The 24528-nt window shown below is 60.7% G+C and carries 22 protein-coding genes; 4 read left to right on the forward strand and 18 right to left on the reverse strand.

Annotated elements, in window-relative coordinates; translation table 11 throughout:
- Positions 1 to 2: 2 nt before the first annotated feature.
- Complete coding sequence (locus PATSB16_RS10160) at positions 3 to 437, reverse strand: NfeD family protein (protein WP_047214022.1); 435 nt, start codon at positions 435 to 437, stop codon at positions 3 to 5.
- A 127-nt stretch (positions 438 to 564) separates the two neighbouring features.
- Positions 565 to 2958: a phosphoenolpyruvate synthase gene (gene ppsA, locus PATSB16_RS10165; RefSeq protein ID WP_047214023.1), complete on the reverse strand. Its 2394-nt coding sequence runs from the start codon at positions 2956 to 2958 to the stop codon at positions 565 to 567.
- 227 nt (positions 2959 to 3185) lie between these two features.
- Here ppsA and ppsR point away from each other — a divergent pair, with 227 nt between their 5' ends.
- Entirely contained in the window at positions 3186 to 4037 is an 852-nt protein-coding gene (gene ppsR / locus PATSB16_RS10170; RefSeq protein ID WP_047214024.1) for a posphoenolpyruvate synthetase regulatory kinase/phosphorylase PpsR, read from the forward strand.
- Between the two features lie 28 nt (positions 4038 to 4065).
- Here ppsR and PATSB16_RS10175 read toward each other — a convergent pair whose 3' ends face one another.
- The 16 genes from PATSB16_RS10175 to rpsB all read right to left on the reverse strand — a co-directional run bounded on the left by PATSB16_RS10175 (position 4066) and on the right by rpsB (position 19401).
- Positions 4066 to 4848: a TrmH family RNA methyltransferase gene (locus PATSB16_RS10175; RefSeq protein WP_047214025.1), complete on the reverse strand. Its 783-nt coding sequence runs from the start codon at positions 4846 to 4848 to the stop codon at positions 4066 to 4068.
- Positions 4849 to 4857: 9 nt separating this feature from the next.
- Positions 4858 to 5484 carry a ribonuclease HII gene (gene rnhB / locus PATSB16_RS10180; protein ID WP_047214026.1) on the reverse strand — a complete coding sequence of 209 codons (627 nt, stop codon included), beginning with the start codon at positions 5482 to 5484 and terminating at the stop codon, positions 4858 to 4860.
- Positions 5481 to 6650 (reverse strand): lipid-A-disaccharide synthase, encoded by a 1170-nt coding sequence (gene lpxB / locus PATSB16_RS10185; RefSeq protein WP_047214027.1) that lies wholly within the window; start codon positions 6648 to 6650, stop codon positions 5481 to 5483. Before lpxB ends, rnhB begins: the two co-directional genes overlap by 4 nt.
- Positions 6651 to 6665: 15 nt before the next feature.
- On the reverse strand, positions 6666 to 7457 hold the full coding sequence (gene lpxA, locus PATSB16_RS10190; protein WP_047214028.1) for an acyl-ACP--UDP-N-acetylglucosamine O-acyltransferase: 792 nt from the start codon (positions 7455 to 7457) through the stop codon (positions 6666 to 6668).
- Between the two features lie 16 nt (positions 7458 to 7473).
- On the reverse strand, positions 7474 to 7938 hold the full coding sequence (gene fabZ, locus PATSB16_RS10195; protein WP_047214029.1) for a 3-hydroxyacyl-ACP dehydratase FabZ: 465 nt from the start codon (positions 7936 to 7938) through the stop codon (positions 7474 to 7476).
- Positions 7935 to 8999, reverse strand: a complete 1065-nt coding sequence (lpxD, locus tag PATSB16_RS10200) for a UDP-3-O-(3-hydroxymyristoyl)glucosamine N-acyltransferase (RefSeq protein ID WP_047214030.1) — start codon at positions 8997 to 8999, stop codon at positions 7935 to 7937. The genes fabZ and lpxD overlap by 4 nt, the downstream gene beginning before the upstream one ends.
- 10 nt (positions 9000 to 9009) lie before the next feature.
- The gene (locus tag PATSB16_RS10205; protein WP_047214031.1) at positions 9010 to 9564 is read right to left on the reverse strand and encodes an OmpH/Skp family outer membrane protein; all 555 of its coding nucleotides are present in this window, start codon (positions 9562 to 9564) and stop codon (positions 9010 to 9012) included.
- Between the two features lie 43 nt (positions 9565 to 9607).
- Positions 9608 to 11914: an outer membrane protein assembly factor BamA gene (gene bamA, locus PATSB16_RS10210; protein ID WP_047214032.1), complete on the reverse strand. Its 2307-nt coding sequence runs from the start codon at positions 11912 to 11914 to the stop codon at positions 9608 to 9610.
- Positions 11915 to 11982: 68 nt separating this feature from the next.
- Positions 11983 to 13341, reverse strand: a complete 1359-nt coding sequence (rseP, locus tag PATSB16_RS10215; RefSeq protein ID WP_047216464.1) for an RIP metalloprotease RseP — start codon at positions 13339 to 13341, stop codon at positions 11983 to 11985.
- A gap of 15 nt (positions 13342 to 13356) precedes the next feature.
- A complete protein-coding gene (gene ispC / locus PATSB16_RS10220; protein ID WP_047214033.1) occupies positions 13357 to 14541 on the reverse strand; it encodes a 1-deoxy-D-xylulose-5-phosphate reductoisomerase in 1185 nt (394 codons plus the stop codon).
- Position 14542: 1 nt separating this feature from the next.
- Positions 14543 to 15352 carry a phosphatidate cytidylyltransferase gene (locus PATSB16_RS10225; protein ID WP_047214034.1) on the reverse strand — a complete coding sequence of 270 codons (810 nt, stop codon included), beginning with the start codon at positions 15350 to 15352 and terminating at the stop codon, positions 14543 to 14545.
- Positions 15353 to 16129: a polyprenyl diphosphate synthase gene (gene uppS / locus PATSB16_RS10230; protein ID WP_047214035.1), complete on the reverse strand. Its 777-nt coding sequence runs from the start codon at positions 16127 to 16129 to the stop codon at positions 15353 to 15355.
- A 34-nt stretch (positions 16130 to 16163) separates the two neighbouring features.
- Entirely contained in the window at positions 16164 to 16724 is a 561-nt protein-coding gene (frr, locus tag PATSB16_RS10235) for a ribosome recycling factor (RefSeq protein WP_047216465.1), read from the reverse strand.
- A gap of 72 nt (positions 16725 to 16796) precedes the next feature.
- A complete protein-coding gene (pyrH, locus tag PATSB16_RS10240) occupies positions 16797 to 17510 on the reverse strand; it encodes a UMP kinase (RefSeq protein ID WP_047214036.1) in 714 nt (237 codons plus the stop codon).
- An 87-nt stretch (positions 17511 to 17597) separates the two neighbouring features.
- Entirely contained in the window at positions 17598 to 18491 is an 894-nt protein-coding gene (gene tsf, locus PATSB16_RS10245; protein WP_047214037.1) for a translation elongation factor Ts, read from the reverse strand.
- 157 nt (positions 18492 to 18648) lie between these two features.
- Entirely contained in the window at positions 18649 to 19401 is a 753-nt protein-coding gene (gene rpsB, locus PATSB16_RS10250; protein WP_047214038.1) for a 30S ribosomal protein S2, read from the reverse strand.
- A 370-nt stretch (positions 19402 to 19771) separates the two neighbouring features.
- On the opposite strand from rpsB, the gene map reads away from it, so the two are divergent.
- The 3 genes from map (at position 19772) to PATSB16_RS10265 (ending at position 24509) form a co-directional block, all read left to right on the forward strand.
- Positions 19772 to 20587: a type I methionyl aminopeptidase gene (gene map, locus PATSB16_RS10255; RefSeq protein WP_047216466.1), complete on the forward strand. Its 816-nt coding sequence runs from the start codon at positions 19772 to 19774 to the stop codon at positions 20585 to 20587.
- Between the two features lie 170 nt (positions 20588 to 20757).
- A complete protein-coding gene (locus tag PATSB16_RS10260) occupies positions 20758 to 23322 on the forward strand; it encodes a [protein-PII] uridylyltransferase (RefSeq protein ID WP_047214039.1) in 2565 nt (854 codons plus the stop codon).
- Positions 23319 to 24509: a pseudouridine synthase gene (locus PATSB16_RS10265; RefSeq protein WP_083566748.1), complete on the forward strand. Its 1191-nt coding sequence runs from the start codon at positions 23319 to 23321 to the stop codon at positions 24507 to 24509. The genes PATSB16_RS10260 and PATSB16_RS10265 overlap by 4 nt, the downstream gene beginning before the upstream one ends.
- The last annotated feature ends 19 nt before the right edge of the window (positions 24510 to 24528 follow it).

Genomic DNA, 24528 nt, shown 5'->3' on the forward strand with positions numbered 1-24528 from the left:
GTTCAAGCCTTGTGCGGATCGACAGCGGCGACGATCAGGCGGCTGCCCCGCACCTCCCGAATCTCGAACCAGCCGCTTGCGGCGACTTGCCCGGGGGCCAGATCAACGTCCCAATCGGCGCCCCGGTATGACACGCGCGCGTGTCCGTCGGCCTGCCAGGCCTCCACCCGCAGGCGCTGGCCGATATCGAGATTGACGCCCGGATCACGCGCGGCCTCCAGTTTGCGGCGCCGCCCGAAGCGACTGCGCCGCAGCAAAAGGACTGCTGTCGCCGCGATCACCGCGCTCAGCACGACCTGCAGCGGGTGGCTCAGGCCGACGATGGCAGCCAGACCGCCAGCCATGAAACCGATGGCGATCATCAGCAGATAAAACGTACCGGTCATCAACTCGGCGACAACCGCCAAGCCGGCCAGCCCGAACCAGAACAGCATCATGTCCACCACATCGCTCCCCGGTAACGATGCCAATAAAAAACCCCGGCAACATCTACCGGGGTTTATAACATGGATTTTCGTGCAACTGACGGCGCGGCACCTCGCCGCACCGCTTTTCATCCTGCGCTTAGAGCTTGAGCTTGGCCAGATGCTGCCAGGTATCGATCACCGTGTCAGGGTTGAGCGACATCGATGCAATGCCTTCCCTGGCCAGCCATTCGGCCAGATCCGGATGATCGGACGGCCCTTGCCCGCAGATGCCGACGTATTTGCCGTTGGCCAGACACGCCTTGATCGCTCGGCTCAACATGAAACGCACTGCCGGGTCGCGCTCGTCGAAGTCTTTGGCGAGCAGTTCCATGCCGGAATCGCGATCGAGCCCCAGCGTCAGTTGGGTCAGATCGTTCGAGCCGATCGAGAAGCCGTCGAAGAATTCGAGGAATTCCTCGGCCAGGATCGCGTTGGACGGCACTTCGCACATCATGATCAGGCGCAAGCCGTTTTCGCCACGCTTGAGGCCATGCTTGGCCAGCAGGCCAACGACTCGCTCGGCCTGGCCGAGCGTGCGCACGAACGGCACCATGATCTCGACGTTGGTCAAGCCCATCTCTTCGCGCACGCGCTTGAGCGCCAGGCATTCCATTTCGAAGGCCAGGGCGAAATCGTCGGCGATGTAGCGCGAGGCGCCACGGAAACCCAGCATCGGGTTTTCCTCGTCCGGCTCGTAACGCGAACCACCGATCAGTTTCTTGTATTCGTTCGATTTGAAATCGGACAAACGCACGATGACTGATTTCGGGTAGAAGGCAGCAGCAATCGTGGCAATTCCCTCGGCCAGCTTGTCGACATAGAAAGCCCGCGGGGAAGCATGCCCGCGCGCCACCGATTCGACCGCCTTTTTCAGATCGGCGTCGACATTCGGATACTCGAGAATCGCTTTCGGGTGCACGCCGATATTGTTGTTGATGATGAACTCGAGACGCGCCAACCCCACCCCCTGATTGGGCAGTTGGGCAAAATCGAACGCCAGCTGGGGGTTACCCACATTCATCATCAGCTTGATCGGGATGTTGGGCATCTCGCCGCGCTGAATTTCGGTGACTTCGGTCTCCAGCAATCCATCGTAGATCTTGCCTTCGTCGCCTTCCGCGCAAGACACGGTGACCAGCGAGCCGTCCTTCAGGCGTTCGGTGGCGTCGCCGCAACCGACCACCGCGGGCACGCCGAGTTCGCGCGCGATGATCGCCGCGTGGCAGGTGCGGCCACCGCGGTTGGTCACGATCGCCGAAGCGCGCTTCATCACGGGTTCCCAGTTCGGGTCGGTCATGTCGGCCACCAGGACGTCACCCGGCTGCACGCGCTCCATCTCGGCGGCATCACGCACCACCCGGACGGGGCCGGCGCCGATTTTCTGACCAATCGCCCGGCCGGTGGTCAGCACCGGTGCGGCGCCCTTGAGTTTGAAGCGCTGCTCCACGGTACCGGCGGCCTGGCTCTTGACGGTTTCGGGCCGGGCCTGGAGGATGTAAATTTTACCGTCCTTGCCGTCCTTGCCCCACTCGATATCCATCGGGCGACCGTAGTGCTTCTCGATGATGACGGCATACTTGGCGAGCTCCACCGTGTCGCTGTCGTTGATGGCGTAGCGGTTGCGCATTTCGAGCGGCACGTCGACGGTCTTGACGCGACCGGCCTCGCCCGGTTGCGTGAACTCCATCTTGATCAGTTTCGAGCCGATCGTGCGCCGAATGATGGGGTACTTGCCTTGCTGCAGCGTCGGCTTGAAAACGTAGAACTCGTCGGGATTGACGGCGCCCTGCACCACCGTTTCCCCCAGACCGTAGCTGGCCGTGATGAAAACGACGTCTTTGAAGCCGGATTCCGTGTCGATGGTGAACATCACGCCGGCCGCGCCGCAATCGGAACGCACCATACGCTGCACGCCGGCAGACAGCGCCACTTCCGCATGCTCGAAGCCCTTGTGCACGCGATAGGAGATCGCGCGATCGTTGTAGAGCGAGGCGAACACGTGCTTGATGCGATCGAGCACATCGTCGATGCCGACCACGTTCAAGTAGCTTTCCTGCTGTCCGGCGAACGATGCGTCGGGCAAATCCTCTGCCGTCGCGGACGAGCGCACCGCAAATGACATTTCACTCGAAGAATCGCCGGCAAGTTTTTGAAAATGCGTGCGGATTTCTTCTTCAAGCTTCGGCTGAAGCGGCGCTTCGACGATCCATTGCCGAATTTCGGCGCCAGCCTGGGCCAGCGCCTTGACGTTATCGATGTCGAGCCCGACAAGACGCTGCGCGATGCGCTCGGTCAAGTTGTTATGCGCCAGGAAATCACGGAAGGCGTGCGCCGTGGTGGCAAAGCCGCCCGGCACTCGCACCCCGGCTTCGGCAAGCTGGCTGATCATCTCGCCCAGCGACGCGTTTTTGCCGCCAACCGAGTCGACATCCGTCATTCGCAAATGCTCAAACGGCACCACGTAGGCGCCGTCGTGTGCTGCGTTAGTCATAAAAGCCCCTAAAGTGAGAAAAAATTCTGGGCGGTATGTCCGGGCTTTGCAGTGCGACACACAACCTGTTGGATAAGGAATCGACTGGCGCCGAAAAGTCCAGCGGCGCCGCGCTGGTTCGGCGTCTGAGGCAATTGCTTATCCAACAAGTTGCCGCTATTCTACCGTGCGAAGCTGCATTTTGCGATGCAAAAAACCGAACCGCCCCTCGCTTGGCCACCTCCCATATGAGCTCCTCCGACCTGCCTGCCGTGACCGATCGCCCGCCCCGCCCTGTCTTTTTGGTATCGGACGGCACCGGCATCACGGCTGAAACCTTTGCACATTCCATTCTCACGCAGTTCGAAATGCGCTTTCGCCTGATCCGGCTGCCATTTGTGGACTCGGTCGACAAGGCCTATGAGGCGGCCAGCCGAATCAACGAGGTGGAGCGTGTCGAGGGGGTACGCCCAATCGTCTTCACCACGCTGGTCAACAGCAAAGCCAATGCGATCGTCACGCGCACGCGCGGCCTGGTGCTCGATATGTTTCAGAAATTCATCGAACCGCTGGAGCACGAGCTGGAGCTGAAGTCGACGCACGCGATCGGACGCTTTCACCAGAACGCGGATAGCGACGCCTATAAGAACCGTATCGAAGCGATCAATTTTTCGCTGGCTCATGATGACGGCCAGTCCGACAAGAATCTCGAGAGCGCCGACGTCATTCTGGTGGGTGTGTCGCGCAGCGGCAAAACGCCGACCAGCCTCTATCTGGCACTGCAATATGGCGTCAAGGCAGCGAATTATCCGCTGATCCCGGACGACTTCGAGCGCGGGCGCCTGCCGTCGACGCTGACCCACTTCAAACACAAGCTGTTCGGCCTGTCGATCAATCCGACGCGGCTCTCCGAAATCCGCAACGAGCGTCGCCCGGGCAGCAAATATGCGTCGATCGAGAACTGTCGCTATGAAGTGAACGAGGCCGAGGCGATGATGCGGCGCGAAGGTATCAAGTGGCTGTCGTCCACGCACAAGTCGATCGAGGAAATCGCCACGACGATCCTGCAGGAAGTACGCCTGGAGCGCGACGGCTACTGAGCCGGCATGCGGCCGGCCTGTCAGCCTATCAGGGACGGCTGCGCTGGCGAACCGCCTCGAACAGGCACACAGCCGCGCTGGCCGCCACATTGAGCGACTCCATGCCGCCTGGTTGCGGAATTTTGACCGGGTGGGTCACGACGCTCATCCAGGCTTCGGAGACGCCCGCCCCCTCATTACCGAAAACCCATGCGACCGGTTGCGTCAGATCCTGTTGATAGATGGTCTGGTCGGCGTGGGAAGTCGTTGCCAGAATTTGCCCCGATAGTCGCGGGGCCAGCCCTTCGAATGTGCAGTGCTCGACGATATTGAGCAGGAATTGCGCCCCCATGCCGGCCCGCAATACCTTGGCCGACCAGCAAAAGGCGGTCCCCGCGGTGCAGTAGACGTCCGGAATACCGGCCGCGGCCGCGCTGCGCAGAATCGAACCGACGTTACCGGCGTCCTGCACGGCGTCGAGAATCACGCAGTCCGTGGATTGATGCTCCGGTAACCGGCCCGTTGGCACCGTTACCACGAATAGTAGGTCGATGCCGTTGACGACGGTGCTCAGGCCGTGAAACAGCGCCTCGGGCAGGCAGACCAGGCGCTCGCTGTCGACCCGCGCGAGCACGTCCTGCACGCCAGCGTTGTCCAGCGCAGACTCCGACACCACGCAGTGCAGCGGCTGGCCGCAGGCACCCAGATAGGCATCGGCCAGATGGATGCCTTCGAGCAGCGCATTGCCGGCCCGGCGCCGCTGCTGGCTGGAGTGCGCCAACTGCTTCAGGTGCTTGAAAAACGCGTTGTCTTTGGAAGTGATGTGCTTCATGCCGAGCTCTTAAGCGTTGGTCGCCGCCAATACGTCACGCACCGGGGCAAAGGATCGCCGATGATGAGGGGTCGCACCGAATTCACGCAACGCGGCCAGATGCTGCGGCGTCGGATAGCCACTATGGACATCGAAGCCATACTGCGGGTAGCTTGCGTGCAGCGTGCACAGCATCCGATCACGCGATACCTTGGCCAGAATCGACGCGGCGGAAATCGCGGCGACTTTGTCATCGCCCTTGACAATGGCCTCGGCTCGCATCGGCAGGATCGGGCAGCGGTTGCCGTCGATCAGGGCCAATGTCGGCTGCGGCTGCAATCCGCCGACTGCACGCTGCATCGCCAGCATGGTTGCATGCAAAATATTCAGGCGATCGATTTCCTCGACGTCGGCCTGCGCGATATGCCATGCCAAAGCCCGTTCCTGGATTTGCTCGTAAAGCACCTCACGCCGCTTTGCCGTGAGTTTTTTGGAGTCGGCCAAGCCGTCGATCGGCCGAGCCGGATCGAGGATTACCGCAGCGGCGACCACCGGCCCGGCAAGCGGGCCGCGCCCAGCCTCGTCGACACCACACGCGAGATCGTCGGGAGCGTCGAACGCAAGAGCGATTTGCGAAGTATTGTGCCGGCGGCTCATCTTACGCTCGTGGCGGATGGCAGCATCCCGACGATCACGTCGGCCGCGCGCGCGGCGGCATCCCGCTTGAGCGTGACGTGCATTTCGGTAAACAAATCGGCCAGGGCGCGTCGATTACCATCGTCGTTCAGCTGCGAGAGTGTTGCCTCGGCGAGCGCCTCCGGCGTGGCTGCCTCCTGCAGCAGTTCGGGCACGACGAAGCGTCCGGCAAGCACATTCGGCAAGCCGACGTAGGGCAAGTACCCCATTCGCTTCATCAGTTGCGCGGTAAGCCAGGGCACCTTGTAGGAAATGACCATCGGCTTTTTGTATAGCGCCGCTTCCAGGGTTGCCGTGCCGCTTGCCAGCAGCACGGCATCCCCGGCTTCGAGGGCGTCGTGGGAAGCGCCCTCGGTGATTGTCAGGGCGAGATCCGGATAGGCGGCAACCAGCGGCCGCAGCTGCTCGCGCAATGCCTCCGACGCAGCGGGCAAGACGAACCTCAACCCTGGCTGACGCGCCTGCATCAGTGCCATCGCAGCGAGAAAGGCCGGTGCGAGCAACGCAATTTCCGCTCGACGGCTGCCGGGCAACACAGCGACGATCTGCCCTCCCTCAGGAAGTCCGAGACGTCGGCGCGCGGCAGCCGGATCGGGGTGCATTGGAATGACGTCCGCCAACGGATGTCCGACGAAGGTCGCGGCAACGCCTGCGCGATGATAAATTTCCGGCTCGAACGGAAACAGGCACAGCATATGGTCGACGGCGCGTCGAATCTTCTTTATCTTGCCGCCGCGCCATGCCCAAATCGACGGGCTGACGAAATGCGCGACGGGCACGCCGGCCGAGCGTAAGGTTTCCTCGACCGAAAAATTGAAATCGGGCGCATCGATGCCGATAAAAATATCCGGCGGCGTAGCGAGCAGACTGCGTCTCAGATCACGGCGAATTGCCAGGATGTCTCGCAGATTGTGCAGAACTTCGACGTAGCCACGCACGGCCAGCTTGTCGATCGTCCAATTTGCGCGAAAACCAGCCGCGCTCATTTTGGGGCCGCCAATGCCGAAATAGCTGGTATCGGCAGGCAGCCGCGCCGACAAGGACGACAGCAAGGCGCCGCCCAACAGATCGCCAGAGGGCTCTCCGGCGGCCATTGCCAGGCGTAGGCCCCCCGATGGATTGGTCATCGTGCGGCCTGGAGGTCAGCGAATAATGCCGCGTGTGGCCGTATTCAGGAAATCGAGCCAACTGCGCAGGGCGTCGGCCACGGCCCCGGTCTCAGCGGCTGTCAACGCGGAAATCTGCGATTTGGCCTCTTCGAGTGTCAAGCCGCTCTTGTAGACGAGTTTGTACGCGTTGCGCAGCGCGGCGATGGTCTCGGGCGCAAACCCTCGACGCCGCAGGCCTTCGACGTTGATGCCATGCGGCACGGCCTTGTCGCCCGCAGCGATCACGAAAGGCGGGATATCCTGCACGAGCGCGGAAGCACCCCCGAGCATCGCGTGCGCGCCGATGCGCACGAACTGGTGCACCCCTGCCATGCCACCCAGAATGGCCCAGTCACCGACATGCACGTGCCCCGCAATCTGGGCATTGCTCGAGAACACGGTATTGTTGCCGACCTGGCAATCGTGCGCGATATGCACGTAAGCCATGATCCAGTTATCGTCGCCGATACGGGTGACGCCGACATCCTGCGCGGTGCCCGTATGAATCGTAGTGAATTCGCGGATCGTGTTGCGGTCGCCGATCTCCAGGCGAGTGGGCTCACCCCGATATTTCATATCCTGCGGCATGCCGCCGACCGAGGCAAAGTGGCCGATGCGGTTGTCTTTGCCAAGCGTGGTATGTCCTTCGACCACGCTGTGAGAACCGATTTGAGTACCGCTGCCCAGCGTCACATCAGGGCCAATGACCGCATAAGGACCGATCGAGACGTCATCTGCCAGGTTCGCCTTCGGATCGACAATCGCGGTGGAGTGGATATTCGCCATCTTGTTCCGGTACCCGTCAGTTGGCTTCAGGGTTCTTCTTGATCATGCACATGAACTCGGCTTCCGCGGCAACGACGCCGTCGACCATTGCCCGCCCCTTGAACTTCCAGATGCCGCGCAAAAAGCGCTCGAAGTCGACATGGAGCACCATTTGATCGCCCGGCTCAACGGGTCGCTTGAAGCGCGCGCCATCGATGCCGACGAAGTAGTACAGTGAGTCCTCGCCATGCTCGGTATCTTCGGAGAACGTCAGCAAAGCCGCGGTCTGCGCCAAGGCCTCGATGATCAGCACGCCGGGCATGACAGGCCGCTGCGGGTAGTGACCGGTAAAGAATGGCTCGTTGATGGTCACGTTCTTGATCGCCGTAATGCTCTTGTGCGGCTCGAGCTCGATGACGCGATCGACCAACAGCATCGGATAGCGGTGCGGCAGCAGCTTGAGAATCTGGTGAATATCGATTTTGACGGTGTTCTGGTTCATTTGGTGTTCTGCAAATCTTTGACGATGGCCTCGAGTTGTTTGATTCGATCGCGCATCTTGTCGAGATTGTGCACGATGGCGGCATTTTTATTCCACTCGGCGTGGGGGGTCGCTGCGATGGAGCCGCTGTATATGCCCGGCTTGGAGATCGATTTGGTGACGCCGGATTTTGCCGTGATCGTCACTCTATCAGCAATCGTGACGTGCCCTGCGATACCCACCGCCCCGCCGATCATGCAGTAGCGGCCGATCGTCGTGCTGCCGGCGATACCCGCGCAACCCGCGATAACCGTATAAGCGCCCACTCGGACGTTGTGGCCGATCTGTACCTGGTTGTCGATTTTGCAGCCTCGCTCGATCACGGTGTCGGCCATCGCGCCGCGGTCGATGCTGGTGCTCGCGCCAATCTCGACATCGTCCTCGAGCACCGCGCGACCAACCTGAGGGATTTTTACCCACTCGCCGCCCTGGGCGGAGAAATCAGGAGCGAATCCAAATCCGTCGGCGCCGATCACGACACCGGCATGCAGAATGTTACGTGCGCCGATCACGCTGCCATGATAGAGCGTGACATTTGCATAGATCAGCGTGTCGTCGCCGATCACGGTACCGCGCCCGATGAAGCAATTGGCCTGGATGCGCACGCGCTCGCCGATCCGTACGCCATCTTCGATGACTGTGTTCGGTCCGATGCTCGCACTGGCAGCAATTTGGGCCGACGGATCTATGGTTGCGCTGGCATGCACTCCGGGGACCACTGCAGGGGCATTGGAGGCGGCAAGCAATTGCGCGACACGAGCAAAGTAAGCGTAGGGGTTTGCCGCAATAATCCAGTTACGGTCCGAGGGGCGCTCGACTTTTTCGAAATCGCCGCGCGCCAAAATCACCACTCCAGCGCGGGACGATGCCACCTGATTCAGATACAGCGGGTTCGACAGAAATGCCAGTTGACTGGCATCAGCACGATCCAGCGGCGCCAGCCCCGTGACTGTCGTCCCGCCGTCGCCGATGAGTTCACCACCGAATTTCGCGACCAGATCCGCCAGCGAGAACGACGTCATCTCAGCAATCTCACTTGCTCGGCGCGCTCGCGGCGTTCGGCGACAGTGTGCCGCCATTCATTACGCGCAGTACCTGGTCGGTGATATCGATCCGAGGACTGACATAAACGGCTTCTTGCACGATAAGATCGTATTTGTCCTTCTCGGCTATCTGCTTGATGACACGGTTCGCCTGATCGAGAATCGACGCCAGCTCCTCATTGCGGCGCTGATTCAGGTCGTCGCGGAATTCTCGCTGCTTGGTCAGGAACTCGTTATTCAGATCATTCAGCTCGCGCTGACGATTGGCGCGATCGATCGGCGACAGCGTCGGGCCATCCTTGTCCAACTTCTCGGACATGGTCTTAAGGCGTTGCGCCATCAGTTGAAGATCGTGATCCCGCTTCGAAAACTCTTTTTCGAGTTTGGCTTGCGCTACCCTGGCCGGCAAAGAGTCTCGCAGGATGCGGTCGGAGTTCACTGCGGCGATGCGAGCTTCCTGCGCAAACGCGGGAAGCATGGTGCACGCGAGCAGCACCGCTGCCAATCCGGTAGTCCAATGCTTGCGTATTCTGTTCAATCTCATACCCCTTCAAGAGCGACGCGTCCAGACGCGTCGCCTATCGCATTTAGAACGATGTCCCAACCTGGAACTGGAATTTCTGATACTGATCCCCGGCTTTGCGAACCAGCGGGAAACCCATGCTGATTTTCAGCGGGCCGATCGGCGAGATCCACGACAAACCGAAGCCGTAAGAGTAACGCAACTCATTGAGCTTGTAGGGCTGCCCTTCATCGAACACGTTACCGCCGTCCAGGAAGGTGAACACACGGAGCGTGCGGTCATAGCCGGTGCCGGGCAACGGGAAACTCATTTCGATATTGCCGATCAACTCGGACGCGCCGCCCAGCGGGTCCCCGTTGGTGTCGTGCGGGCCGAGCGAGCTCGGTGAATAGCCGCGCACCGACCCGATACCGCCAGCATAGTAATTCTTGAAAATCGGGAACGGTTCGCCGCCGAAACCGTGCCCATACCCGATTTCGCCATTCATCGACAGCGTGTAGCCGCGGGCGATCGGATAGTAGAACTGATGCTGGTAGAACGCACGGAAATACTTGGTCGTGCCGATGGGCGTGCCGACCTCGATGTTGGCCTGCTGATAATGACCTTCAGTCGGCACCAGCGCGCTGTCGCGGGTATCGCGAGACCATCCGATGGTGAACGGATAGTTGTTGCTGACGTAGCCAAATTGATTCGCGTAGTCGATATAGCGTTGCGGCGTGGTTCCGTCGCTGGTCAAATGGAGCTTGGTCTGCTCGATGCCCAGGCCGAAATAGACAGTGTCATTCTCCGAGAACGGAATACCGAATTTGAGACTGCCGCCAGTGGTATTGATCCGGAAATTACTATTGCTCGTCAGCAACAGCGGCTGGTACGTACGATAGTAAAGATCGGTGATACGGCTGATGCCGTCGACCGTGAAATAGGGATCGACCTGGGTGACTGTCAAAGTCCGATAAGTCTTGCCGGTGTTCACATTCATCGACAAGCTCGTGCCTGAGCCGAACACGTTGTCCTGACTGATACCCGCCGTCAGCACGACCTTGTCGGTCGACGAGAAACCCGCCCCGACGTTGATGGTGCCGGTCGGCTTTTCCTTGACCCTGACCGTGATATTGACCTGGTCGGGCGAGCCGGCCACAGGTTGCGTGGTCACATCGACATCGGTGAAGTAACCGAGGCGATTGATGCGGTCTTTCGACAGCTTGAGTTTCGCTGCGTCAAACCACGAACTTTCGAGCTGACGCATCTCACGTCGGATCACGACGTCGCGCGTACGTGAGTTGCCGACAATGTTGATCTTGTTGACGTAGAAGCGACGCCCCGGCTCGACCACCAGCGTGAGTGCGACGGTGTGCTTTTTGCGGTCGACTTGAGGCTGAGCGCTGACGTTGGCAAACGCAAAACCATAGTTGCCAAGCATGTTCGTGATGGCTTTGGTCGTACCTTGCAGTTTGGCCGCCGAGAATGTGTCGCCCGCCTTCAGTTGCACCAGTTTTTCGATCGCGTCCCGCTTGCCCAGCATGTCGCCGACCAGCTTGACGCCGGACACCTTGTACGGCTCGCCTTCGTGCAGATTGAGCGTGAGATACATCGATTGCTTGTCCGGTGTGATCGACACATCGGTGGAATCGATATTGAATTCCAGATAACCGCGATTCAGGTAAAAGGAGCGGAGCTTTTCCAGGTCGCCGGTCAGCTTTTCCTTCGAATACAGATCGTTCTTCGAATACCAGGAGAACCAGTTGGGTGTTCCCAGTTCCATCTCAGCGCGCAGGTCGGACGCGGAGAACGCCTTGTTACCCACGAAATTGATCTGGCGGATCTCGGCTTTCGGCCCTTCGGTCACGGAAAACTGAATACCCACGCGGTTACTGTCCATCGGCGTGACAGTCGTCTTGACGTCCGCCGCGTAAAAGCCGCGGGTCAGGTATTGCCGCTTGAGCTCCTGTTGCGCCTTGTCGAGCAAATTGCGATTGAAACTTTGGCCGACCGCCAATCCAATCGCCGACAACGCCTTGGTCAGCACGTCCTTATCGAATTCCTTGATACCCAGAAAATCGACGGATGCGATCGCCGGGCGCTCGTCCACGTGAATCACCAGTATGTCGCCGGGCGCTTCCTCGACGGTTACGTCACTGAACAACCCTGTCGCGTAGAGCGCCCGAATTGCTTCAGTGCCTTTCTCGTCGTTGAACAACTCGCCGGTCTTGACCGGCAAATAGGCAAACACGGTGCCCGGTTCGATACGCCGCAAACCTTCAACCCGGATGTCCTTCACGACGAAGGGTGTCACCGCATGAGCGACCAGTCCGTAAGCAGTCAACACTGCCGTCACCAGGGTTTTCGGAAGAAGGTGATATTTTTTGGACAACTTGCTTCCCCAAGAAACTATTTAACCGTAATATCGGATTTCCCGCCGCTGGCGGACATGTGACGCCATCAAAAATGCAGCAATTTTGACAGGTCGTTAGATAGGGCAACGGCGGATAGCAGCACAATGCAAATCAAACCGATCCGCTGCAACACGCCCTGCCACTGCTCGGGAACTGCTCGACCAGTGATTGCTTCGACCGCATAATATAACAGATAGCCCCCGTCCAAAACCGGAATCGGCAACAGATTCAACACGCCGAGACTGATGCTGACCAGCGCCAAAAAAGCAATGAAATAGCTGAGTCCCAGGCGCGCCGATTGGCCGGCGTAATCGGCGATGGTGACCGGCCCGCTGAGATTCTTCAAAGACGCTTGCCCGACGATCATCTTGCCCAGCATTTGAAACGAGAATCGAGTCACGTCCCAGGTGTGTTGCGCGCCGCGTTCAATGGCTTGCAGCGGACCGTAGCGCACTTCGACGGTATGCATCCGATTGACCAGAACAACGCCAATCTTTCCTTCCAGGTTCCCTTTGCTGTCGTGTTGCGCGCGAGGCGTCACGGTCAGGATTTGCGTTTTCCCATTGCGCAGCACGGTCAACTGAATGGCGCGCCCGGCGTCGGCATGCACGGCTGACACCAGCGCCGCCGCAGAGTACAGTGGCAGCCCGTCGATTTCGGTCACGCGATCGCCGGCCAGCAAGCCGCCCTGGGCACCGGCGTCATTCGGAATGACAGCACTGACGAAAATTTGCCCGGCAGGTTGCAGGCCGAGCTGTCGCATGAAGTCGTCATCAGCGCCAATGCGGCTTCCAGCCAGATTGAGTCGGTAATCGCGTCTCGCCTGCTGGCCGGCGGCGACCAAGGTGATGGAACCGTCAGCGATGATCGGGTCGAGCAGCCGCCAGCGCAGATCATCCCAGGACCGCACCGGCGTGATGCTACCGTCTCGATTGCGGATTCCCACCACGGTCTCGCCGCCGCCAAGCCCGGCAGATGCCGCGATCGTTCCGGCAGGCGGCGGCGCAAGCTTGGCGGCCGGTTCGAGTACGCCGGCCAGATTCAGGCTCGTGTACAGAAGAATGGCCAATAGGAAATTAGCGACCGGTCCGGCCAGAACGATCAGGAAACGCTTGCCGACGGATTGCCGGTTGAAGGCGCGGTGCGCCTCGTTGGCTGGCACCTGCTGAGTCTCGTCGCGCTCATCGAGCATGCGCACGTAGCCGCCAAGCGGCAATGCGCAAACGGCGAATTCCGTCTGGTCAGGCCCATGCCGCCAACTGAACAGCCGTTTGCCAAAGCCCACACTGAATCGCAGCACCTTGACACCGCACCGCCGCGCCACCCAGTAATGACCGAACTCGTGAATGACCACGAGCACGCCAATGGCAACGGCAAACGCCAGAATCGTGGTGATGAAATCGATCATCTGGGCGTCCGATCACCCCAGGCGCGCGAGCACTTCGCGCGACAGCACGCGAGCGCGCCGGTCCGCTTCGAGCACGTCGTCGAGCGAAGTGGCCTGGCTCGACGGCATCTGCTTTAGCACGTCCTCGACCAGCGCGGCGATCGCGGTGAAGCCGATTCGACGGTCGAGAAACGCAGCAACGGCGACTTCATTGGACGCATTCAGAATGGCGCTCGCGGTGCCGCCCAATTCGAGCGCCTCGAACGCCAGGCGCAGGCAAGGAAAGCGCTGCAAATTCGGACGCTCGAAAGTCAGGCGCGCGACCTCGGCGAGGTCCAGCGGCTTGACGCCCGATTGGATACGCTGCGGATGAGCGAGCGCGTGCGCGATCGGCGTGCGCATGTCGGGATTGCCCAACTGCGCGAGCATCGAGCCATCCGCGTACGAGACCATCGAATGAATCACACTTTGGGGATGAATCAGCACCTCGATGCGCGATGCCGGCATGCCGAACAGCCAGTGAGCCTCGATGACTTCCAGCCCCTTGTTCATCATGGTCGCGGAATCGACGGAAATCTTGCGGCCCATTACCCAATTCGGGTGAGCGCAGGCTTCATCGGGCGTGACATCTGCGAGCGTTGCCAGGTCGCGCTCGCGAAACGGCCCCCCAGATGCAGTCAATACCAGTCGCTCGACGCCCGCGCCTGATCGGGACGACGCGCCGGCGGCCAACGGCAAACACTGAAAGATCGCATTGTGCTCGCTGTCCAGCGGCAGCAATTCGGCGCCGCCATCCGCGACAGCCTGCATGAAAAGCGCCCCCGACATGACCAGCGCTTCCTTGTTGGCCAGCAGGATACGTTTGCCGGTTCGCGCTGCGGCCAACGTCGGCGGCAGCCCGGCCGCACCGACAATCGCGGCGACCACGGTATCCGCCTCCGGCGCCGCGGCAGCCGCGCACAACGCCTGCGGCCCATGCGCGACCTCGGTCGCAACACCCTTGGCGCGCAGCCGTCGCTCGAGCTCCGCCGCCTTGTCGGCATCGCCGATGACCGCCAGGGCCGGGCGCAACGCACAACATTGCTCGAAGAGCTTGTCGAGATTATGGTGAGCCGTCAGCGCGTGCACGCTGAAACGGTCGGGATGACGCCCCACCACGTCGATCGTGCTTTCGCCGATCGATCCGGTGGAGCCAAGTATGACGAGGCGTTGTGCCATATTAGACCAATAGCATGACAAGCGGCAGGACTGGCAGAAGAGCATCGATGCGATCCAATACCCCTCCGTGCCCGGGCAACAATCCACTGGAATCTTTCCTGCCCGCCTGGCGCTTGAGTTGCGACTCGAAAAGATCTCCCACGATGCTGTATATCACCAGCATCGTCAAGCATACAGCGCCAATCGCGACACCGAATCGATCCACCAGCACCGAAACCAGCGTCGGTGCGCCATGGCCATTGGCCAGCATTACGACCGCCGCGACCAGCAAGACCAGTAACCAGCCCCCGGCCGCACCCTCCCAGGTCTTTCCCGGACTGATGCTCGGCGCCAGCTTATGCCGGCCAAATGCCTTGCCCGCGAAATAGGCGCCGGAATCGGCCAGCCAAACGACGACCATGACAGACAGAAGGAATATCACGCCATGCAGGCGCGCCAGCCAAATCGCTTGCCACGCGGCGATCAGGACCACCCACCCGGCCAACAAAAGAAAAACACGCCACGCGCCGGAATTTTGCGGTTTGCGCCACAGCGTGTAGGGACCGATCAGCAGCCAGAAAAGCACTGCGGGGCGCAACCACGCCGACCACGGAATCATTCCGGCATAACTGACCGCCACGCCGGCCAGGGCGACCAACGCGTATGGCACGCTTCCTGCCAACGGCAACCCGAGCAAGCGCGCCCATTCCCAGGCGCCCAGAACCACCGCTACCGCGACCACCAGCCCAAATTGTCCTGGCGTGCCAAGAAACAGGGCCGGAAGCACTATTGCCAGGAGAATCAGCGCGGTCAAGACGCGTGTCTTCAGCATTTATCGAGTTTTTCCGGAATTTTTCTTGGTTTGCGCGCTGGTCCGCCCGAAGCGGCGTTCGCGCAACTGGTACGAAGCAATCGCCTCATCGAGCGCGGCCGCGTCGAAATCCGGCCAATATGTGTCGGTAAAATACAGTTCGGTGTAGGCGAGCTGCCACAACAGAAAGTTGCTGATGCGTTGTTCGCCGCCCGTGCGAACAAATAGGTCCGGCTCGGGCGCATAGGCCATGCTCAGATGCCGCGCCAGCATCTCTTCATTCGGCTCGCCTTCGATCAACAGGCCTTGGGTGCCTGCCTCGAGCGCCATGCGCCGCGCCGCCTGCAGGATATCCCAGCGCCCCCCGTAGTTTGCCGCGATCGTCAGCGTCAGCCGCGTATTGCCCGCGGTCCTGGCTTCGGCTTCCTGCACAAGCTCTCGTATGCGGGGATCGAACGCTTCGAGCGCTCCTATCACTCGCAAGCGAATGCCGTTGCCGTCGAGCTTGTCGATCTCGCGCTCCAACGCGCTGATGAAAAGCTTCATCAGGAAGGAGACTTCTTCACCAGGACGACGCCAATTCTCGGAACTGAAAGCGAACAACGTCAGGTACTCGACGCCGCGTCGCATGCACGCCTCGACCGTGCTTCGCACGGCTTCCACGCCACGCGCATGTCCGGCCACACGAGGCAATTTACGCCGCGTCGCCCAGCGACCATTGCCATCCATCACAATGGCGATATGACGCGGCACCGCGAGAGTCTCCGGCACCGCCAGCGTCGAACTCGAATAAGCCATCAGGATGTCAGTCACCCTCCATGCAGCAGCGGTCTCAGACCGTCAGGATTTCGCTTTCTTTCTGTTGGCCAAGCTTGTCGATTTCAGCCACGAACTTGTCGGTAAGCTTCTGAACATCGTCCTGCGCACGACGCTCATCGTCTTCAGAAATTTCCTTGTCCTTGAGCAATTTCTTGAGCTGCTCGTTGGCTTCCCGACGCAGATTGCGCACCGCAACCTTGGCGCCTTCGGCTTCGCTTTTGACCACCTTGGTCATCTCGCGACGACGCTCCTCGGTCAGCGCAGGCATCGGAACTCGAATCAGATCCCCCTGCGTTGCGGGATTGAGCCCCAGATCCGACTCGCGGATGGCCTTTTCGACCGCGGCGACCATTTTCTTCTCCCATGGCTGCACGCCGATCGTGCGGCCATCGACGAGCGTGACATTGGCCACTTGTGAAATCGGTACCATCGAGCCGTAATAGTCCACCTGCACGTGGTCCAGCAACCCGGTGTGCGCCCGACCGGTACGCACCTTGGCCAGATCAGCCTTGAACGCCTCAATGGACTTCTGCATTTTTTGCTGGACATTCTGCTTTATGTCAGCAACGGTCATGAAAACCTCCGAGCCAGGGAATAGAAAAAAGAAGAATTTGCGCGAGCGCAAATTCTCGATCATATTGGAATATCAAACGTGTACGAGCGTTCCTTCGTTTTCGCCCAAAACGACATGCTTGAGCGCGCCGGGCTTGACGATGGAGAAAACGCGTATCGGCAATTTCTGATCACGGCACAGCGCAAATGCCGTGGCATCCATGACTTGCAGATTTTTTGAAATTGCCTCATCGAAACTGATTGTCGAGTACTTCACCGCGTCGGCCACTTTCTTCGGATCGGCCGAGTATACTCCGTCGACCTTGGTCGCCTTGAGCACGACCTCAGCGCCGATTTCAGAACCACGCAACGCCGCCGCGGTATCGGTGGTGAAGAACGGATTGCCCGTGCCGGCGGCGAAGATCACCACCTTGCCCTCCTCGAGCTGGCGAATGGCGCGCGGGCGAATGTAGGGCTCGACCACCTGATCCATGCGCAGCGCCGATTGGACGCGGCCTTCGATCCCCGCATGACGCATGGCGTCCTGCAGCGCCAGGGCGTTCATCATGGTCGCCAGCATCCCCATATAGTCGGCCGTCGCTCGGTCCATGCCGGCCGCACCACCCGCGACGCCGCGGAAGATGTTGCCGCCGCCGATCACGATCGCCATCTGAACACCCAGACGAACCACGTCGGCGATATCAGCGACCATGCGCTCGATCGTGGCCCGATTGATGCCGAAAGCATCATCCCCCATCAGGGCCTCACCGGAAAGCTTGAGAAGTACGCGCTTATAAGCAGTAGGCATAAGGATCCTTGCAGGGTCTAGGTGGGCACAGTGATCGAGTCTGAAACAACGTTTTTCGGAGGCGGCCCGCGCCGCCTCCGGCATGCATCACGCCTGCTTGGCGGCAGCCACTTGAGCGGCGACTTCTGCCGCGAAGTCGTCCTGCTTCTTCTCGATGCCCTCGCCCACGACGTACAGCGTGAACCCCTTCACTGCGGTATTGGCGGCCTTGAGCATCTGTTCGACGGTCTGTTTGTCATTCTTGACGAACGTTTGGTTCAGCAGCGACACTTCCTTGAGGAATTTTTGTACGCTGCCGTCGACCATCTTGGCGACGATTTCAGCCGGCTTGCCCGATTCGGCGGCCTTTTGCTCGGCGATGCTGCGCTCCTTGGCGATCAGTTCGGCCGGCACTTGCTCGGACGACAGCGAAACCGGCTTCATCGCGGCGATGTGCATCGCCACATCCTTGCCGACTTGCTCATCGGCGCCGTCGTATTCGACCATCACGCCAATGCGGGTGCCGTGCAGGTAGGAAGTCAGCTTGACCGGGCTCTCATAGCGCACGAAGCGGCGAATCGCGACGTTTTCACCGATCTTGCCGATCAAATCCTTGCGCACCTGTTCGACCGTCGAGCCTTGCAACGGCAGGGCCGACAACGCCGCCAGATCGGCCGGATTCTGCTTGACCACCAGTTCAGCCACGGTCTTGCCGAACGCCAGGAAATCGTCGTTCTTGGCGACGAAGTCGGTTTCGCAGTTCAACTCGACCAAAGCGCCCAGACTGCCTGCGCCCTGGCTTTCGATGCATGCGGCCACGATACCCTCGGCCGTCACCCGGCTGGCAGCCTTGCTGGCCTTGTTGCCCAATTTAACGCGCAGAATCTCTTCGGCCTTGTCCATGTCGCCGTCGGCTTCCGTGAGCGCCTTCTTGCATTCCATCATCGGCGCGTCGGTCTTGCCACGCAGTTCGGCCACCATGCTTGCAGTAATTGCCGCCATATGTCACTCCTGAAAATCAAAATCTGTCGAACACGCCCTACCCGTCTCGGGCGGCTGCCTGGCCGCTGCGCCACGGTTCAGCCTCGGCTGCTCAAACGCTTACTTCAAAAAAAAGGGGCTCAACCGCGGCCCCTTTGTGGTTTGCCTGCGCGAGAAATTACGCCTCGTCGCTAACTTCGACAAATTCGTCGCTGCCGTCGCCGCGCACCGCTTCCACGACCTCGTTGACCGCGTTGGCGCGCCCTTCGAGAATCGCGTCGGCCACGCCGCGCGCGTACAGCGCTACCGCCTTGCTCGAGTCATCGTTACCCGGAATGATGTAATCGACACCTTCGGGCGAGTGGTTGGTATCGACCACCGCGATCACCGGCACGCCCAGCTTGACGGCTTCGGTGATGGCAATCTTGTGGTAGCCCACGTCGATCACGAAAATCGCGTCGGGAATACCACCCATGTCCTTGACGCCGCCAATCGATTTCTCCAGCTTGGCCATCTCGCGCTGGAACATGAGGCTTTCCTTCTTGCTCATGCGCTCCGTTTCGCCCGCAGCGAGCGCGGCTTCCATGTCCTTGAGCTTTTTGATGGAAGATTTCAGGGTCTTGAAGTTGGTCAGCATGCCGCCCAGCCAGCGGCTGTTGACGTAAGGCATGCCGGCGCGCGCGGCTTCTTCGCCGATGGTTTCGCGCGATTGGCGTTTGGTGCCGACGAACAGGATGGTGCCGCGATTGGCTGCCAATTGACGCACGTACTTCAGCGCGTCCTGGTACATCGGCAGCGTTTTTTCCAGATTGATGATGTGGATCTTGTTGCGATGGCCGAAGATATACGGAGCCATCTTGGGATTCCAGAAACGGGTCTGGTGGCCGAAGTGGACACCCGCCTCCAGCATTTCACGCATCGTTGCGGACATAAAATTCTCCAAAAGGGTTGGGTCTTAAACCGAGTGCCGCATTCCCGGCGCAGCCTTTCTCAAAGGCCTGCGCAACGGAAACACCCTGGATGCATCGGTTTGCGCGCTAACAACATTCACTACCAAGTACGGCTTCATTCGCCGCCGCGACGACCGCGGCAATCCTGCTCGAATTGCACTATCCCGGAAAACCCTAAGACAGAACCCGACTTAGCCCGAGATTATAGCATCCGCACATCCGCGTGCTCAAGCCGCGCGATCGAGCGCCGAATCGGCGCACCGCCCGGCGCCCCAGCTCAAATATCGTGGGCAACGGCTGACGCCACTTGGTGCGATAATGGTTCATATTTCCGTTTTTTTGCGCAAAGCCATGGCCATTACCCTGAAAACCGCTCACGATATCGAAAAAATGCGTGTCGCCTGTCGCTTGGCGAGTGAGGTACTGGATTTCATTACCCCCCACGTCAAAGCCGGCGTGAGCACGGGCGAGCTCGACCGGCTGTGCCTCGAGTACATGGAGCAGGAGCAGCACACCGTTTCCGCCTGCCTGAATTACCAGCCGCCCGGCTATCCCCCCTATCCGGCGGCCACCTGCATCTCCGTGAACGATGTGATCTGTCACGGCATCCCTGGCGACAAGGTCATCAAGAACGGCGATATTCTCAATATAGACATTACCGTCATCAAGGACGGCTATTTCGGCGACACCAGCCGGATGTTCATCGTCGGCGAAGGCTCGATCCTGGCAAAGCGCCTGGTAAATGTCACTTACGAATGCATGTGGCTGGGCATCGAGCAGGTACGGCCCGGCGCGCATCTGGGCGACATCGGCCATGTCATTCAACGCCACGCCGAGGCACAAGGCTTCAGCGTTGTGCGCGAATATTGCGGACACGGCATTGGCCAGGTATTCCACGAAGATCCGCAGGTCGTACATTACGGACGTCCGGGCACCGGCCTGGAGATCCAGCCTGGCATGATCTTCACCATTGAACCGATGATCAACGCCGGCAAGCGGGACATTCGGACCATGCCCGACCAATGGACGGTCAAGACACGCGACCGCAGTCTCTCCGCCCAATGGGAGCACACCATTCTCGTCACCGGAACCGGGCATGAGGTCCTGACCGTCTCCGCCGGCACCCCAGCCCGCCCCTCCAGCGTCCTGGAAGCGGTCGCCTCGTAAAACACCCATTGCGCGGCGCCCGGCAAGCGGTTGAGATTGTTCGGGCGCCCCGCACAGTGCGCGTCCGGTGACGATTTGATGCGATAATTCGAACGGTTCCGCGCGCGCCATGCATTCGTGCAGGCGCTGTACGCGCCCCCCCCGCCCTCCTGCGCCAGGAAAATCCGACCATGCATGCCCATGCTCGCGCCCCCCATCCGCTTCGCCAGGCTCTCAAATCCCGCAAGGATGCCTTGCTCGAGCACTATAGCCAGCACGGGAAAATCGATCCGCTCTTGCGTGGCCTGAGCGAAACTGTCGATTCGATCGCAGCACAAGCCTGGCATGCCTGCGAAATGCCCCAGCAACTCGCGCTCGTTGCGGTAGGCGGTTATGGCCGCGGCGAGCTGTTTCCCTACTCGGATGTCGACATCCTGCTCCTGCACCCCGACGCGCTCGATGAGTCGATAGCGAGCCGGCTGGAGCGCTTCATCGGATTCATGTGGGACATCGGCCTGGAAATCGGCAGCAGTGTGCGCACCGTCGATCAGTGCCTGAGCGAAGCCGAAGGCGACATCACGATCCAGACCAGCCTGCTGGAGGCGCGCTTCATTACCGGCGACCGCGCTCTATTCGAGCAATTCGAAGGGCGCTTCAAGGCGGCCCTGGATCCTCGCGCTTTCTTCCGGGGCAAGCAGCTCGAGATGCGCCAGCGCCATGCCAAATACCAGGACACGCCGTACAGCCTGGAGCCGAACTGCAAGGAAAGCCCGGGTGGCTTGCGCGACCTGCAGACGATTTTATGGATGACGCGCGCCGCGGGTCTGGGCAACAGCTGGGACGAACTCTACCAGCGCGACTTATTGACCGCGCGCGAGGTCAAGGAACTGCGTCGCAACGAGCGCCTGCTGAAAAACGTCCGTGCCCGCCTGCACCTGCTCGCCCAGCGCCGTCAGGATATCCTCGTGTTCGACCTGCAAACGCCGCTGGCCGAACGCTTCGGCATCAAGCCGACCGCCGCCAAACGTGCCAGCGAACAGCTGATGCGCCGCTATTACTGGGCTGCCAAGGCGGTCACGCAACTCAATACCATCCTGCTTCTCAACGTCGAGGCTCGGCTGTTCCCGCAAAGCAGCGGAATCACACGCGTACTCAACGAGCGGTTTGTCGAAAAACAGGGCATGATCGAAATCGCCGATGACGATCTCTACCAACGTCATCCGACAGCCATTCTGGAAACCTTTCTGCTTTACGAGCAGATCGTCGGCCCCAAGGGACTATCGGCACGCACCCTGCGTGCGCTGTACAACGCCCGCGAGTTGATGAACGTTCAATGGCGCGCCGACCCCGAAAATCGGCGCCTGTTCCTGCAGATTCTGCAGCAGACACGCGGCATTACACACGCCTTGAGACTGATGAACCAGACCAGCGTCCTGGGTCGGTATCTGCTCAGTTTTCGCGGCGTCGTGGGCCAGATGCAGCACGACCTCTACCACGTCTACACGGTCGATCAGCACATCTTGATGGTGGTGCGCAACATCCGCCGCTTCACGATCGCCGAACATGCCCACGAATACCCGTTCTGCAGCCAGCTGATTGCCAATTTCGACCGTCCGTGGGTCTTGATTGTCGCCGCCCTGTTCCATGACATCGCCAAGGGTCGCGGCGGCGACCACTCCAAGCTCGGCATGACCGACGCCCGCCGCTTCTGCGTCAAGCATGGCATGGACGCGGAAGATACCGAACTGGTCGTGTGGCTGGTCGGGCAACACCTGACCATGAGCCAGGTCGCCCAAAAGCAGGACACCACCGACCCGGAGGTCGTGCGGCGTTTTGCCGAAATAGTCGGCAATGAGCGCTACCTGACAGCGCTGTACCTGCTCACCGTGGCCGACATCCGCGGCACCAGCCCGAAAGTCTGGAATGCCTGGAAAGGCAAACTGCTCGAAGATCTCTACCGCATCACCCGCCAGGTGCTCGGCGGCGAACAACCCGATCCGCACGCGCAGCTCAAGGCACGCAAGGCCGAGGCGCTGAGCCTGCTGCGCTTGTATACCGTGCCGGAGCATGCTCACGAAGCGCTTTGGGACCAGTTGGATGTGGCTTACTTCCTGCGTAACGACGCTGCCGATATTGCCTGGCAGACGCGTCACCTGAGTCGCTTCGTCAACACGCCGACGCCGATCGTCAAGGGGCGTCCGGCGCCCATCGGCGAAGGCCTGCAGGTATTTATCTATGCGCCGGATCAACCCGACCTGTTTGCTCGGATCTGCGGCTACTTCGAGCGAAAGGGGCTGTCGATTCTGGACGCCAAGGTTCACACCACGCGCCATGGCTATGCGCTCGACAACTTCCTGATTACCGACCCCGGCGCCGGCACCAGTTACCGGGACATCATCAATCTGGTGGAATCGGAGTTGGCGCAGCGGTTGAGCAGCCAATCGCCATTGCCCGAACCGAACCAGGGCAGGCTGCCGCGCCGCTCGCGCACCTTCCCGATCACGCCGCGCGTCGATCTGCGCGCCGACGAGCGTGGCCAATACTATCTGCTTTCGATCTCGGCCAACGACCGCACCGGCCTGCTGTATGCCATCGCCCGCGTGCTGGCGCAACACCGCATCAGCGTGCATGCGGCCCGCATCAACACCCTTGGAGAGCGCGTCGAAGACATATTCCTGCTCGATGGCCGCGGCTTGCAGGACAACCGTCTTCAAATCGCCCTGGAAACCGAATTACTTGAAACCCTGGAAATATGAGCGACACACCCCGCGCTAAACTCAGCGCCAAACATCCCCGCCCGACTGAGCGCACGCGCGCCCCGGTACGCCCCGGCGGCACCGGCGCAGCGCAGCGCCGACGACCTGCCGAGACAGCGGCCACAGCACCGAATACGGCGCCCGTCGCACCAGCCCGCAAAGCGACGGCGAAGCCGCCGGGCCGTCAAGCCAACGCCGTCGCCGACAAGCGGGCGGGCACGGCAGCCGCGCGCAAGCCACGCCCGGCTTCGCCCACGTCGCCCGCGTCAACGGCTCGTGCAGCGAAACAATCTGCTGCGCCCAAGGGGCGAGCATCATCGGTCGGCGCAAAACGCCCCGCTTCGCCAGCACCGGCGCGGACACCGCGTCAGACCGCGCAATCGCCTGCTTCCCCACAAAAACGGCGCGAAGCGACGAAACAGGACGAGACCGGCATGGTGCGCTTGTCCAAGCGCATGTCGGAACTGGGTATTTGTTCACGGCGGGAAGCCGACGAGTGGATCGCCAAAGGCTGGGTCCGGGTGGACGGCGCCGTCGTAGCCGAGCTTGGCAGCCGGATCCGCCCCGAACAGGCCATCACCGTCGAGCGCGCCGCACGCAACGAGCAGGCCCAACGAGTCACCTTCGTCCTGCACAAGCCGATCGGCTATGTCTCGGGGCAGCCGGAAGACGACTACCCGCCGGCGGCGGCGTTGCTCACCGCAACCAACCGCTGGCAGGAAGACGATGCCAAGATTCGCTTCTCGCCGCAGCAACTGCGAGGGCTGGCACCGGCTGGCCGTCTGGATATCGATTCGACCGGCATGCTGATCCTCACCCAGGACGGCCGCATCGCCCGCCAGCTGATCGGCGCCGATTCGGACATCGACAAGGAATACCTGGTACGGGTCGCCTACCAATCCCATGAAGAGAACGTGCGGGCGCACTTCCCCGCGGCGCTGATCGACAAACTGCGGCACGGCCTCTCGCTCGACGACGCGCCGCTCAAGCCGGCCGAGGTCGAGTGGCAGAATCCGGAGCAGCTTCGCTTCGTTCTGCGCGAGGGGAAAAAGCGGCAGATCCGCCGCATGTGCGAGCTCGTCGGCCTGCGTGTCACAGGCCTCAAGCGTATTCGGATGGGGCGGATCAAACTGGGCAATCTGCCGCAGGGGCAATGGCGCTACCTGCGTCCCGACGAGCAGTTTTGAATGACGATCGAGCGGGTAC

This window comes from Pandoraea thiooxydans, assembly GCF_001931675.1.
In the GTDB taxonomy this organism is placed as follows: domain Bacteria; phylum Pseudomonadota; class Gammaproteobacteria; order Burkholderiales; family Burkholderiaceae; genus Pandoraea; species Pandoraea thiooxydans.

Excerpts from the sequence above, each read along its gene's own strand:
- PATSB16_RS10160 (WP_047214022.1), bottom strand. The coding sequence starts at position 437 with ATGATGCTGTTCTGGTTCGGGCTGGCCGGCTTGGCGGTTGTCGCCGAG.
- ppsA (WP_047214023.1), bottom strand. The coding sequence starts at position 2,958 with ATGACTAACGCAGCACACGACGGCGCCTACGTGGTGCCGTTTGAGCAT.
- ppsR (WP_047214024.1), top strand. The coding sequence starts at position 3,186 with ATGAGCTCCTCCGACCTGCCTGCCGTGACCGATCGCCCGCCCCGCCCT.
- PATSB16_RS10175 (WP_047214025.1), bottom strand. The coding sequence starts at position 4,848 with ATGAAGCACATCACTTCCAAAGACAACGCGTTTTTCAAGCACCTGAAG.
- rnhB (WP_047214026.1), bottom strand. The coding sequence starts at position 5,484 with ATGAGCCGCCGGCACAATACTTCGCAAATCGCTCTTGCGTTCGACGCT.
- lpxB (WP_047214027.1), bottom strand. The coding sequence starts at position 6,650 with ATGACCAATCCATCGGGGGGCCTACGCCTGGCAATGGCCGCCGGAGAG.
- lpxA (WP_047214028.1), bottom strand. The coding sequence starts at position 7,457 with ATGGCGAATATCCACTCCACCGCGATTGTCGATCCGAAGGCGAACCTG.
- fabZ (WP_047214029.1), bottom strand. The coding sequence starts at position 7,938 with ATGAACCAGAACACCGTCAAAATCGATATTCACCAGATTCTCAAGCTG.
- lpxD (WP_047214030.1), bottom strand. The coding sequence starts at position 8,999 with ATGACGTCGTTCTCGCTGGCGGATCTGGTCGCGAAATTCGGTGGTGAA.
- PATSB16_RS10205 (WP_047214031.1), bottom strand. The coding sequence starts at position 9,564 with ATGAGATTGAACAGAATACGCAAGCATTGGACTACCGGATTGGCAGCG.
- ispC (WP_047214033.1), bottom strand. The coding sequence starts at position 14,541 with ATGGCACAACGCCTCGTCATACTTGGCTCCACCGGATCGATCGGCGAA.
- PATSB16_RS10225 (WP_047214034.1), bottom strand. The coding sequence starts at position 15,352 with ATGCTGAAGACACGCGTCTTGACCGCGCTGATTCTCCTGGCAATAGTG.
- uppS (WP_047214035.1), bottom strand. The coding sequence starts at position 16,129 with ATGGCTTATTCGAGTTCGACGCTGGCGGTGCCGGAGACTCTCGCGGTG.
- frr (WP_047216465.1), bottom strand. The coding sequence starts at position 16,724 with ATGACCGTTGCTGACATAAAGCAGAATGTCCAGCAAAAAATGCAGAAG.
- pyrH (WP_047214036.1), bottom strand. The coding sequence starts at position 17,510 with ATGCCTACTGCTTATAAGCGCGTACTTCTCAAGCTTTCCGGTGAGGCC.
- tsf (WP_047214037.1), bottom strand. The coding sequence starts at position 18,491 with ATGGCGGCAATTACTGCAAGCATGGTGGCCGAACTGCGTGGCAAGACC.
- rpsB (WP_047214038.1), bottom strand. The coding sequence starts at position 19,401 with ATGTCCGCAACGATGCGTGAAATGCTGGAGGCGGGTGTCCACTTCGGC.
- map (WP_047216466.1), top strand. The coding sequence starts at position 19,772 with ATGGCCATTACCCTGAAAACCGCTCACGATATCGAAAAAATGCGTGTC.
- PATSB16_RS10260 (WP_047214039.1), top strand. The coding sequence starts at position 20,758 with ATGCATGCCCATGCTCGCGCCCCCCATCCGCTTCGCCAGGCTCTCAAA.
- PATSB16_RS10265 (WP_083566748.1), top strand. The coding sequence starts at position 23,319 with ATGAGCGACACACCCCGCGCTAAACTCAGCGCCAAACATCCCCGCCCG.